Here is a 12,325-nt window from a genome sequence, read left to right on the forward strand (position 1 = left end):
CACATTGCGCGGCAGGCTCTGGGCCGGTTGCAGCTTGGCAGCTTACGGGTTCCAAATTGCGCGGAACTGGTTGCGCATTCCCTTAAAGCCGTAATTCCGCCATACAAGACTTTTGGTCGTTGCGATCACGTCAATCGTCGAGCCGTCGGAAGGGAGATGGGCCGTTGAAATTTGTCGTCGAGTTCCGATCAGGCGAATCGCCTAAGACCAACCGCTATCCTCATGCCGTTCTCGTTCAAGACAACTGGGACGACTATGGTTACAAGACGACGTTCAACGTAACGCTGCATGTATCTGCGGACGAAAAGTATGAGCTTGGCAGTATCAAGGTGATCGAGGCGGGCCGCACCAGCGGCTATACTGAGATGCCGAAGCGGTCGTTCGAAGAGCTTCCCGCTGGCCATGCCTCATTAGGTGGCGACCTCGAATACTACGAGACACTGTACAAACTGGGTCGCGGCGTCTTCGAGCCCTATCTGCGGGGACTCCGCGACGTTGCCTTCGACGACGAGATCAAGGCAAGTGTTGAGGACAGCGAAGCCTACAGGGTATCGCTTCTGCGCTTCAGTGGTGCTGAGCGAACGATCAACGACGCCTCGCGCCTGCTGCGCGCCGCGGCCTTACCGACAAAACGGCGCAGTGCCGGGTTCAAGGTCAAGTTCAAGACTAGGGTGGCACGTCACTCGAACGCTTTCACGGTCGAGTTCGACTTTCGGCGGCGCGGCCGATTGCCGAACCGCATCAACGCCCTGATCGGCTACAACGGCACGGGCAAAACGCGGCTACTCTCAAATCTTGCGATCGTGGCAAGCGGATATGGCTATGGCAGCAAGGAAGACCTGCTGGACAATGCGGCTGGCCGGTTCGTCGGCACCGCTCCGCCATTCAAGACCGTTGTCGTAATCTCCTACAGCGCCTTTGACACTTTCGTCATTCCAGGGCGTACCGAGCAAGAGAAGGAAAAGCTCGAAGAAAGCGGCGAAATCTTCGGGTACGTCTATTGTGGACTTCGCGAGCGCTCGGACGACGACGGGCCCAATGGTGAGCAAGCCTACCGGCTGCGCACCCCGGCAGAGATCGAGGCCGAGTTTCTGTCAGCACTTGAGCGCGTGCGCGAGGCCGACCGACTCGAAGCCCTTCTCGATGTGCTCAAGCCGCTGCTGCGCGATCCGTCGTTCCAGCGCATTGGGTTGACCCAGCTCTACGCCAATCGGGACGATGAAGAGTTGGGCGAATTGTTCCGAGGACTAAGCAGTGGGCACAAGGTGGTGCTCAAGATCGTGACCGAACTCACCGCGCATATCTCGGGGTCCGAACCGACGCTGGTCCTGATCGACGAGCCTGAGACCCACCTTCATCCACCTCTGCTTGCTGCGTTTCTAAAGAGCGTGCGGGCATGTCTCGATGCCTTCGACGGCTACGCCGTGATCGCGACCCACTCGCCAGTGGTCCTGCAGGAGACACCGGCGAAATTCGTTCAGGTGCTCCGTCGGGCGGCCGACCAAAACCGCGTCGCCGCGCCCGGTGTGGAAACCTTTGGGGAGAGCATCGGCGTCATTACCCAAGAGGTATTTAACCTCGGCGACGGCTCGACCGACTGGCACGAGACTTTGAGCGCGCTCGCCCGTCGGAATACGCTAGAGGAGATCGAAGAAGCATTCGGCCGGAAGCTGGGCTTCGCGGCGCGCTCTTACGTCCTGAGCATACGCGATGAGATCGAGGAGTAGCGGATGCGTTCCATTCCGTTGCTCGCCGTCGATGCGATGCGCGTATTCGATGCGATCGCGACGGCCAAGCACGCGCCAAGACGGGCGCGCATGCGGGCGGCGCGAGAGCGCGTGCTCGAAGCCTATGACGCGTATGAACAGGCTGCTCCAGAGGTGGGCGACCTTAACGAAGCCGCGCTGACCGGCCATCAGAAGGAAGCGATGCGGCACGCCTTCATGGTCGAGACGGCGCCGATGACGGACCTCCGCGGCAACTTGCTCAAGCGGGTCAGCGTCGCTCGCTGCCCGTTTTGCGGGATCAGCGAATCTTCCACCCTCGATCATTATCTGCCGAAGGAGCAGTATCCCGAGTTCTCGGTTTTCCCGAAGAACCTCGTCCCGAGTTGCGCCGTGTGCAACACGCGCAAGCGGGATCGCGTTCTGGACGAAGGCACGGACGTGCGGCTGTTCTTACACCCGTGCTTCGACGCAATCCCTAATCTGGCATTCCTGACCGTGCGCATACGCATGGAAGAGGATGCATTGGTGTTGTCCTACCGCCTGACGAGGCCGGCCGGAATGACGGTCAGAACCTTCCAGCACCTCCAATCGCATTTCCGCCTTCTCGGTCTAGCCGATCGGTATCGACTGATGGGTCTGGAGCATCTGGGCGGCCAATATCGGGCGCTCCGGCGAGCGTATGGAGCGGGTGAGGATGCCGAGCGCGTTGCGGATAAGCTCATCGAAGGAGCAGAGGATTTCGAGGAAGCGGCCGGGCCAAATTACTGGCTTGCCAAGCTTTACCGGGCACTAGCTGGCAATGATGACTTCTGCGACGGCGGCTTCGAGGCGGTGCGAGTCCAAACGCGACCTCAGTAATTTGCGGCTTGATCACCAGCACGAGCTAGTCTCCGCCGTCCGGCGATCGCTATCAGCATTTTAAGATACGAGTCGAAGAGCGCATGGTGGAGATCGATCGGCGGAGGCGGCACACTGCGACCTGCGAGGAACGTCAAAAGGCCGGTCCTCTGACAGCTCTCCAGGCGAGCAAATAGTGGCTGCTTCCATCGTGCGGTCACGCTCATCGCGACGTTCCGCTGTCGGCCCGGTTATTGCCGTTGAAGTACGTGACCAATGTCTGCTTCAGTGGGCAGCGTTCCTGGAAGCCGCCGGTCGGCAACCGGCCCACTTTCGGCCGTTCGCGACGCCCGACGCTACAATGGCAGCTACTGGGCCGATTGCGGAGTGGCAGCTTCCAGGAATGACAGCCGATAAAGCAGCCGTACCGTCTACCATTGGCGGATAGCCGAAGCCCGACTTCGTTGGGGTACCGGCACCCAGTACTGCCGTGCGCAGACGAATTTCTTGGCTTGCCCCGCCGCATCCGATGCTCGAAGCATCACCGTTACGAGGGCAGCCAAAATGCGCGAGAAGTTTGCGGAGGTACTTGACCTCCAACTTGAATACTCTTCCTTGAAAACACCTTCGATGGATCGTCGCGGGCTGCTAATTCGAAACGCAATACCCGATGAAATGCGACTGTGGCTGGCCGCAGCTATGGGAGCTGCAGACCCTTTTAAGGGTCGTCTGAATGTTCAAGGTCGCGACGGCACTGGCCCCAAAACCTTCATACCCTGGGTGCGCATCCACTCGCCTGAGTTGTCGCCTAGCGCGACCAAGGGCTGGTACGCGGTGTACCTTTTCGAAGCCGATGGTGGGGGAGTGCACCTGTGTATCAGTCATGGCTCAACCCGTTTTGACGGAAGCGCCTTTATTCAGCGTCGGGCAGAGGAGATCGCGCCTCTGATGATGTGGTCGCGCAACCTTCTCGGGGCTGAAGCCGCCCAAGCGAATTTCGGCCCTGGCATCAATTTGGGTTCAAAAGGAGATCTGGCGATCGCGTATGAGGCATCGACCGCGTTTTCGCGGCGTTACGCTCGCGACGCTTTGCCGGACGATTCCATACTCGCCGAGCATGCAGCGCGTGCGGTATCACTTCTCGGACAACTGTATCGCTCGATCGAGCTAGGCCACGGACCAGAAGCCGATCCACCGGAGATTGCCGCTGCTCAGGTTGCGATTGAGGAGATCGGACAACCGCTTTCCAAACGGAAGTCGGGCCAAAGCTTCGGGCTGACCGGTGCCGAGCGACGACTAGTCGAATTACATGCCATGACGATCGCGCAAGGATGGCTAAGCGATAACGGTTTCACATCAATCAGGGATGTCAGTGCTAAGCGTCCGACCGACTTCGAGGCGAAGAAGGAAGGTTTGACCTATTCCATTGAGGTAAAGGGAACGACCGCAGGGCCGGACACGATATTACTGACTCGCAATGAGGTCGAGCTGCACCAGCATTGCTACCCGGCCAACGTGCTAATCGTGGTCCATTCGATCCACCTTCTCGACATGCGCAAAAAGGCAGCGGGTGGAGAGCTGCTGGCAAAGATCGGGTGGAAAATCGAGAGTGAAGCGCTGAACCCCATCGCGTTTCGGTGCGCGGTCGAGTGGCCCTGAAGGCGCCGCGCTGCCATCGCCTCCCCGGAGACGCGCGCCGATTTGTCGAATGACTGAATTTGGAGCTCGTAGCTGCCATTCCGTCAACGATGTTCAATCATCAAGCAGGGGCTATAAGCAGCTATGACACCAGACGCTTTGACGCCTTTAGCCGGTGACGCGCAGCTGTCTTTGCGGATAGGCGAAACTATCGTTGTCGAAGGGACTGTTACTGCCCGAGGGTTTGTGGGCATCGGCGTGATCGTTGGAGCCGCCTTGCTCGGCTCCGCTGCGATTGTGATGGCAGCGAAGTCTCGTCCCCGGCAGCTTTCCGGATCATCAGCGCCAAGCCTCAACGGCTGAATTTGGGGCGCGTAGCTGCCGTCTGCGGTCGTGATGAACGGATGTCCGGTTTTGGGGAGACCGTAGCGGGGCCTCAGCGTCCGTAACTGGGTCAAAGCGGACCAGCGGCTTCGACCCAGCTTCGACCGTTCGAGCTGCTTGGGCCGCTCCCCGAAGGCAGCCGCTCGTTCATCTCGGCGTGAACAGGCATTAGGTCTTGTTAAGCCCTCGAGAGGCGTGAGGGGGTGGCTTGCTGCTTCGCCGATTTCAGGAGATGATCCGAAGGAAGCGAACGCAACGTTCGCGCTCGACGGGGGCCGCCATGGCGAGCAGGGAACGAATAACACGAGTATTCCTGTGGCTTGCCGTCCTGGTTGGAGGGCCACTGCTCGGCGCCAAGCTGTTCGACCTTCTCGTTCTTGCTGGCGCGTGGAGCGCCCACCCGCCTGCCTCTCTTGCGATGATGCCTTACGGCAAGGCCTGGCCGGTCGATACTGGCTTGTTCTTCATTCCGCTCTCGGCAGGCATGCTGGTAGCCGGGTTCGGGGCACTTATAGGCGGCTGGCGAACTCCGTGGCGTTACCGATGGCTGCTCTGCCTCCCCTCGCTCGGCATTTTGCTCCTACTCATCCTGACAGTTGTCGCATTCTGGCCGATGAACGCCGCGCTCTACTATCACGGCATTGCGTCCGCCAAAGACACCATCACGGACGCGCAGTCGATCGCGATGGCGCAACGCTGGGTGACGCTGGACTGGGTTCGAGTAGCGGGCGCGATAGCTGCCTTCGTGGCGCCCCTGCGAGCGCTCACCTTGCCGTGGCCGCAAGACGCCGCTCCGAAAGACCCGCCTTCAGTGCGCGTTGCGCTGGCGGTTGCAGTTCTCGGAGTGGCCGCTTTCGTCGTCTGGTTCGTGTCGAATCTATGACTGCACCGGGAGACGCCTGCTCGGCAGCATCTCGGCAGGACGCCCCAGTTCCTTCCCTTCAGCCTCACCACTTCGGTATACAGAACCAGACGTTCGTTCGGCAGCCGGTGGACCTAAAGCATAGCAAGCGGCACGGGACCGCTCGGCACTGGGAACATGGCGTTGAGCCGAGCCACAGTCTCGGGCGAGAGCGCGAGGTCGGCAGCTGCCAGGTTCTCTCGCACGTGGTCGACAGTACCGGCTTTGGGGATCGCGATCACGCCGTCGCGCGCCAGCAACCAGGCAAGGGCCACCTGAACCGGCGTAGCGCCCAGCTCGCCCGCCAGCGTACGCAGCCCCTCATCCCTGACGAGCCGGCCCTGTTCGACCGGACTGTACGCCATCACCGGCATGCTTCGCGCCGCCAGCCAGGGTAGCAGGTCGTGCTCCGGGCCGCGGCGTGTCAGGTTGTAGAGGATCTGGTCGGTCGCGCACGCCTTCCCGCCGGCCGCAACGAGTTCTTCCATGTCGTCGGTATCGAGATTGCTGACGCCCCAGCGCAGGATCTTGCCGGCGTCCACCAGCCGCTCCATCGCGTCCACCGTCTCGCCGAGCGGCACCCTGCCGCGCCAGTGCAGGAGGTACAGATCGAGCCGATCGGTGCCGAGCCGTTCCAGGCTCGCCTCGCACGCTCGAGGCAGTCCGCTTCGGGAGGCGTTCTGCGGATAGGCCTTGCTTACCAGGAAGACGTCGTCGCGACGGCCGGCCACCGCCTCGCCGACCAGCCGCTCGGACTCGCCATCCGCATACATTTCCGCGGTGTCGATCAGCGTCATGCCAAGGTCGATGCCGGCACGCAGTGCCGCGATCTCGTCGCCGCGCCGCCGCGGGTCCTCGGCCATCATCCAGGTGCCCTGACCCAGGGCGGGCACATCGGTGCCATCAGGCAGTCGAACGGTTTTCATCGACGGCTAACGCGCGATGCGCGGACCCGGTGCCTTGCCAAACGTTATGCCCCCGACCCCGGCTCCTGTCGGCGGCACCGGAGAACGATCATGGGAACGACGCTGACCGCCACCTTCGAGACGCGGCGCGAGGCCGAGATGACGGTCGAGCGCCTGGTGCAGGAGCACGGCATCGAGCGAACGGACATCTTCATTGCCGCAGACGGCGACGAAAACAGCGTTGGCGAAGAACAGGCGGGCTCCGACGGGGACGCGGGCGAGCCTAGTTCCGGGCAGCGGGGCGAAGCACCGCTGCACGGAGCCGTCAGCGTATCGGTCGACATCGACGACGACGCGAAAGCCGCCAAGGTCCGCGAAGCCTTCGCCGAGTTCCACGCTGACGACGTGAGTGAGGCCTGAAATGGAGGGCGTCGTCTCGTCGCCGACGGATGAGCTTTGGATGCGCCGCGCGATCGAGGTCGCTCGGTCGAAAGGCTCCGATCCTTCGACCTCCCCGCTCGGCTGCGTAATCGTGCTCGACGGGCGCGAGATCGCGGCGGAGCGCAACCAGACGCAGGAATTGCCGGACGCCACCGCGCACGCCGAGATGATGGCGATCCGCCGGGCGTGCGAGGGCACCGGCGAGATGGAACTGCGCGGCGCGACGCTCTACTCGACGCTCCAGCCGTGCGGCATGTGCACCATGGCCTCGATCTGGTCCAAGGTCGGTCGCGTGGTCTACGGCGCAGGGCGCGACGACGTACACCCGATGTATTTCGAGGCACGGCACGTCGACACGCTGTCGTTCATCACCGACGCCTACCGTGACGACATCACGATCGAGGGCGGCTGCCTGCGCGCGGAATGCGCGACGCTCTACTACCCGCCGGATGCCGACCTGCCGCCCGACGAGCAGGCGAACCTGTGAGAGGGCCCGACAGCATCGACGTCAACGTCGCTACCGCAGAAGAGATCGACGCGCTTCCTGCGCTGAAGGGGCATGGCTTCGAGATCGTCCGCTACCGCGAGGAGCGTGGCTGCTTCAACGCGCTGCGGCAGCTGGAGGAGCTGCCCGGCCTCGCGGGCAAGGTCGCGGGCCTGGACAGGACGGTGCGCTTCGGCTGACATCAGGCCCGCCCGGTGACCGCCCACTAGTTGTTAAGACCCATTTCTAGCCGTTTAAACCAGCTTTGCCGCTTCCCAACTTCGGCCGTTCGTTCATCATCGTGTGATGGCCCTGTTCCGGCAGCCCATGGCGAGGCCGCCCGGCCAGTCAGCCGCTGATTATGCCGGCGAGTAGCTGGGCAAGTTCGATATTAGCCGCCAAAGCTGCGCGGATCTGGACCCAGCCGCCCCTCCGCGGAATCTAGCGAGTCTATGGCGGCGATGTCCTCGTCGTCGAGTGTCAGGTCCAGCGCGGCGACATTGTCCGACAGATGCTCGTGATCGCTCGCTTTCGGGATCACGGACAGGCCGTGGGCGAGATGCCAAGCTATCACCACCTGTGCCGCGCTCCGACCATGCTTGTCCGCGATCCGAACAATCGGCTCGCGCGCTAGCAAGCCTTTACCCTGGCCCAGCGGGCTCCAGCTCTGCGTCACGATTCCGTGCTCGTCGTGATACAAACACGCTTCGCGTTGCTGAAAAGTTGGATGCAACTCTATCTGATTTACCGCGGGGGTAACGCCTGTTGCATCGACGATGCGATCGATATGTTCGGGCAAAAAGTTGGATACGCCGATCGACAGCGCTTTTCCCGCGTCTCGCAGGTCAACCATCGTTTTCCAAGCCTCGACATAGCGGTCTTGCGTCGGAACCGGCCAATGCATCAGGTACAGGTCAACTGCGTCAACTCCAAGCAGCGCTAGGCTTTCGTCCAGCGCGGCTGCCGCGTCGCCGTGCCGCGTGTTCCAGAGCTTGGTCGTGATCCAGGTGTCGGCGCCCTTGATACCGTCGCCCACACCCATCTCGTTGTCGTAGATAGCGGCGGTATCGACCAGCTCGAAGCCGACGTCGAGCCCGGTCCGCACCACCATGGCGGCGGCCGAGTTGTTAATCTGCCAGGTGCCCATGCCAAGCTTAGGCATTAAACGATTATCGTTAAGTGTGAGGTTTGCCATCGCGCTCGAACCGCCGCGCCGACAGCCGGTTCCCTCCGCCCAATAATTGGCCGCTGCGAACAGGCGGGTAGGCGTTAGCTTGATCGTGTTCGCACCTACCGGCGATGAGACGGACGTCACTAGACCGACCGACCGCTACGACGACGTGTTCGGCTTTCTCACCACCTGCGGCTTCGATGCGCTCGAGTGACAGCCTCGACCCAGTTTTGGGCATTCACCAGTCATCTGGGCTCGCCCAAATCTAAACGCTCGTTCATCTTATCATGCGGACACACTTCATGGCGTGGCCGCCACTGATATTCAGGTTCACCCTCATGGCGGCAACTGGGTCGATTCCGGTTAGTCTACGATTTGGAGCGTAAGACCAAGAATCAGACTTCAAGCGATTTTCTCACCGAATCATCTAACCTCGGCGCTTTGGAATTTTCAGACGGCGACCTACGCCGCGGTGGCGGGCCGTGCTTCGTGGCGGCTGCGGTTCGAGCTGGCCGCGGGGGTGCCTCGTGATCGAAAAGGTGATGGCACAGGGTGCACTACGAAAGGTCGCTGGCCTCGCCGCCCGTCGTTTTCGTAACGAAGCTATGCTCGTCGTCCGGGTCAATTGCCCCCATCGCCTCGATCAGGATTTTCAACTGTTGCGATAGCTGATTCTGGCGAGCGGCGTGCTCTGGCAGCCCATGAACTTCGGCTATTGTATCAACCGCTCCGGCGACGCCCATGAAAACGCATCCCAGCAGAAGTGCGAAATGCTCCATCACCCATAGGTATTCGAAGGCGGTGCGATCACGGGCGGGGGTATCCCGGCTTCCCTGCCAGAAGTAGTTCACGCCATAATAGCTACCATGCAGAAGCTCGGAGGCCGGCCTGTAGATGCCGAAGAAGGCCGACCCAAGCCCTATTCCCCCTCGCCGGCTTTTCGCTGTTATCGAGGCAATCCGGTCCTCGAGGCTTACTTCCGTCCATTCTCGAACCTCCGTGCCCCGCTTCCTGCGCGTGAATTCATCAAGCGCTTCGTCAAGGCCGGGAAAATCCTCGATCTGCATGCCGACGTCGCGCGACATGGCGATCTGGAGGTCGCCGATGCGCGCCTCGCGGTCGAGGTCACGCCACCGCTTCTGACGCATATGGCGGATAGCTTTTTCCGCGAGTGCATTTCCTTCGACCGTGATGAAGGCAGCGTTGATGGCAGTTTCTACCGCCGAGCGTGCGATGCCGAAACCATCGCGGATCGCCATGTCGCGCTCGCGCGTGAGCGCCAGCACGCTGTGCACCGAGACGCCGACAGCCTGTAGCATAAGCGCCGGCATCCATAGTGACGGACGGCCTCTTGTAGGATCCAGTGCCTGGAGCGCGCCGATGACTGAATCCAGAGATCGCGTCTGTTCCAAGAGCAGTTCTCGTCCGCGGCTGTGAAATCCAGCAAGCTCGGAGATCGGAGGTCCGGGACCAGTCAACTTCATATCTGCTCGACTTGGCGTTTCTGGGCGATGCGTCCGGCTATTTGACCGTCGAGCATACGCTTGAGAAAGCGCCCCTTGGCACGATGCCTTTCACCGCGCAGCTCGAACAAGCGCTTGAGCTGCCTGTTCGGCAATTTCGTGCGATCACGATCGACGATGACCCCGGTGATATCGGCGGGGCGATCAATCAGGCTAAGCTCCTTCTCTGCCTTTATTTTCATTCCATGCTTGTGGACCGCACGCTTTATCTCCCAGATCACTTCCTTGCGGATCATCGGACCTGAGATGGTGATATCGTCGGCATATACGCTGTGCCTCAATCCCGCCCGGCCTACGGAACTTTCGATCTCTCCCCACATCTTCAGATTGGAGAAATATGCCAGGATGGGGCTGCAGGGTGATCCTTGTGGCAGGCACTGGCGCCATGTGGTGATGTGCACAAGGATAGCGGTAACGTCCGGCGAGCATTCGAGCGCATCTCGGAAGAAATGGGCGACGTTGTTGGCTGTGCAGCTCGGAAAATAATCCGCAATATCCAGAAGCCAGAAGGCCCTCGCCCCTTTATGATGCGCCGCGTTGTCCACGTAGGATCGTCCCTTGACAGGACTGAAGAGCCAGTCGGGCGAAGTGACCCGGCTCAAAAGGCTTGCAATCCGGGATTGTATAGCCTTCAGGCCACAGTCCGGAATGTCGATAGGCCGGTAGTGGGCCGCGACCTCGGCGGCTGGCTCGACGTTCAGCCACTTGTGTTTATCGGTTTTGTGCTTCCACCGACGTTCGTAGAGATCATCCCGGGTGGCGATTGCCGCGAGCGCGGCTTCCGAAACATGCAGGACGGCCGCGAGCTTCTTGCGGGTCCGCAGGCGGAAAAACGGGCTGTCGCGCAAGGTGTATGGCATCGAGCTATGCCGCGTTCGCATCCGCCTTCTTCTCGATGAAGCTCAGCAGATCGAGAACCGTCGATGCTATCTTCGTCCTGACCTTCTCGCCGCGCTTGGCGCTGGGAAGTTCCTCGGCGAAAAACATTATCGCGGAGACCGGAATTTTGAACTCGGCCGAGTATTTCTCGACCAAATCCAGGGACGGAGTCTTATTTCCGTTCTCGATCTCGGAGATGTGTGACTTCGAAACCTTGAGACGCTCCGCAAGCTCGAATTGCTTGAGATCGTGGAATACACGAATCAGCCTGAGGGCCTCGCTTATCATTATCATTCCTAACACTATGGGCTTTTAGATATTAGGTTGGCGGTTTACTTAAAGAACTGGTGGTCCATCAGCACGTAGCGGATGGCCCGGTAGATCATGAAGCCCACCGAAATGGTGAACTTCAAAGTATTTGGGTTGCGGAGTCGCCCCCAGATCCCACGACGCTGCTCAAGAGCTTTACCTCGCAGCCCACGTCGCCGCCGTCGTCGGTGTGTGATCTTAGAAAAAGCCATGGCTTTTCCCTTCTCTGTTCGCCCTGGCGGTCGATCCGGAATGAACCGGCCTGACCAGGGATTCTCGCCGAACAGAGGGCGGACCCGACGACTACACCTGTTACCTAGAGACGATAGCAATTCTCGCTATCGTCTCTGCTTCGCCCGTCTCGCCCGGGACATCCCCGTCGCCGGGGCCATCGCGGATGAGCGGATAAAACGGCAGAGGGTCTGATCCCTCCACGCTTTGGCGCATGCCAAAGCTAAATATGAGAACTTCTTCCGTTATTCACACCACGCCTGCCTATGCTAGCCGGGTCGCGAACGCAATAACAAAGTTCACTGTAGGTGAACTTTTTTAGGCGGACCGCGTTTTTTGAGAGGTTCACGTCAGCGGAAGTTGCGCGTCCTCATCTTGATGCCCTCGACAGGCTCACCCGGAATGATGACCGATCCCAACCACAGGTCTGGGGATGTCGATGTCGCGAGTACCGTCGACCGCATTCGGAGAAACCTAAACTTTTGTCGAACGACCGATATTGGGGCGCGTAGCCGCCTGGGGCGAGCTGTGAACGAACGGCGGCTTGGGTCACCCCAAATGCCGAAAGCTGCCGTGCTGCTTTCCACCCATCAACGGGAATTTGAGGCTCCGTCCCGCCGACTGAACGAACGTCTGCTTTCCACGATCAGCGCCCTAAAGCGGACAGACCGCTTTCCCCAAAGGCGACGTTCAAAACGATCAAACGGGCAACATATAGGGTCTGGCAGCTTCGTCGTTGAGACGTTGCCGAAGCAGAAGCGCCGTGAAATTATCGGGCATGACCGCAAGCGACATGCAGGACCTGATCGTGAACACTCTCACCCGCGATAGGGGCGGGACCAAACGTCAGTGGCGGATCGCGGTGGGACCTGTTCGCGTACGCAGTGCGGAGACC

Annotated in this window: 12 protein-coding genes; 7 read left to right on the forward strand and 5 right to left on the reverse strand. The window is 60.6% G+C overall.

The window, feature by feature from the left end; translation table 11 throughout:
* The first annotated feature begins 164 nt into the window (after nucleotides 1-164).
* The 4 genes from ACX40P_RS14455 to ACX40P_RS14470 all read left to right on the forward strand — a co-directional run bounded on the left by ACX40P_RS14455 (nucleotide 165) and on the right by ACX40P_RS14470 (nucleotide 5,469).
* On the forward strand, nucleotides 165-1,727 hold the full coding sequence (locus ACX40P_RS14455; protein WP_459127063.1) for an AAA family ATPase: 1,563 nt from the start codon (nucleotides 165-167) through the stop codon (nucleotides 1,725-1,727).
* Nucleotides 1,728-1,730: 3 nt separating this feature from the next.
* Nucleotides 1,731-2,585: an HNH endonuclease gene (locus ACX40P_RS14460; RefSeq protein ID WP_459127064.1), complete on the forward strand. Its 855-nt coding sequence runs from the start codon at nucleotides 1,731-1,733 to the stop codon at nucleotides 2,583-2,585.
* 543 nt (nucleotides 2,586-3,128) lie between these two features.
* Nucleotides 3,129-4,223: an MrcB family domain-containing protein gene (locus ACX40P_RS14465; protein ID WP_459127065.1), complete on the forward strand. Its 1,095-nt coding sequence runs from the start codon at nucleotides 3,129-3,131 to the stop codon at nucleotides 4,221-4,223.
* A 643-nt stretch (nucleotides 4,224-4,866) separates the two neighbouring features.
* Nucleotides 4,867-5,469: an anthrone oxygenase family protein gene (locus ACX40P_RS14470; protein ID WP_459127066.1), complete on the forward strand. Its 603-nt coding sequence runs from the start codon at nucleotides 4,867-4,869 to the stop codon at nucleotides 5,467-5,469.
* A 113-nt stretch (nucleotides 5,470-5,582) separates the two neighbouring features.
* On the opposite strand, the gene ACX40P_RS14475 is transcribed toward ACX40P_RS14470, so the two are convergent.
* Complete coding sequence (locus tag ACX40P_RS14475; protein ID WP_459127067.1) at nucleotides 5,583-6,413, reverse strand: aldo/keto reductase; 831 nt, start codon at nucleotides 6,411-6,413, stop codon at nucleotides 5,583-5,585.
* Nucleotides 6,414-6,503: 90 nt separating this feature from the next.
* Between ACX40P_RS14475 and ACX40P_RS14480 the strand changes: the two genes are divergently transcribed.
* The 3 genes from ACX40P_RS14480 to ACX40P_RS14490 are packed head-to-tail and all read left to right on the forward strand — an operon-like array spanning nucleotide 6,504 to nucleotide 7,517.
* Nucleotides 6,504-6,812: a hypothetical protein gene (locus ACX40P_RS14480; protein ID WP_459127068.1), complete on the forward strand. Its 309-nt coding sequence runs from the start codon at nucleotides 6,504-6,506 to the stop codon at nucleotides 6,810-6,812.
* A 1-nt stretch (nucleotide 6,813) separates the two neighbouring features.
* Nucleotides 6,814-7,320 carry a nucleoside deaminase gene (locus ACX40P_RS14485; protein ID WP_459127069.1) on the forward strand — a complete coding sequence of 169 codons (507 nt, stop codon included), beginning with the start codon at nucleotides 6,814-6,816 and terminating at the stop codon, nucleotides 7,318-7,320.
* On the forward strand, nucleotides 7,317-7,517 hold the full coding sequence (locus ACX40P_RS14490; protein WP_459127070.1) for a helix-hairpin-helix domain-containing protein: 201 nt from the start codon (nucleotides 7,317-7,319) through the stop codon (nucleotides 7,515-7,517). Before ACX40P_RS14485 ends, ACX40P_RS14490 begins: the two co-directional genes overlap by 4 nt.
* 191 nt (nucleotides 7,518-7,708) lie before the next feature.
* On the opposite strand, the gene ACX40P_RS14495 is transcribed toward ACX40P_RS14490, so the two are convergent.
* The 4 genes from ACX40P_RS14495 to ACX40P_RS14510 all read right to left on the reverse strand — a co-directional run bounded on the left by ACX40P_RS14495 (nucleotide 7,709) and on the right by ACX40P_RS14510 (nucleotide 11,178).
* Nucleotides 7,709-8,512, reverse strand: a complete 804-nt coding sequence (locus ACX40P_RS14495) for an aldo/keto reductase (RefSeq protein WP_459127071.1) — start codon at nucleotides 8,510-8,512, stop codon at nucleotides 7,709-7,711.
* Nucleotides 8,513-9,045: 533 nt separating this feature from the next.
* Nucleotides 9,046-9,807, reverse strand: coding sequence for a DUF5677 domain-containing protein (locus ACX40P_RS14500; protein WP_459127072.1), 762 nt, complete (start codon nucleotides 9,805-9,807; stop codon nucleotides 9,046-9,048).
* Nucleotides 9,808-9,968: 161 nt separating this feature from the next.
* Nucleotides 9,969-10,871: a reverse transcriptase family protein gene (locus tag ACX40P_RS14505; protein WP_459127073.1), complete on the reverse strand. Its 903-nt coding sequence runs from the start codon at nucleotides 10,869-10,871 to the stop codon at nucleotides 9,969-9,971.
* A gap of 4 nt (nucleotides 10,872-10,875) precedes the next feature.
* Nucleotides 10,876-11,178 carry a helix-turn-helix transcriptional regulator gene (locus ACX40P_RS14510; RefSeq protein ID WP_459127074.1) on the reverse strand — a complete coding sequence of 101 codons (303 nt, stop codon included), beginning with the start codon at nucleotides 11,176-11,178 and terminating at the stop codon, nucleotides 10,876-10,878.
* Nucleotides 11,179-12,325: the final 1,147 nt, after the last annotated feature.

This window comes from Sphingomonas sp. RS2018 (assembly GCF_054489605.1).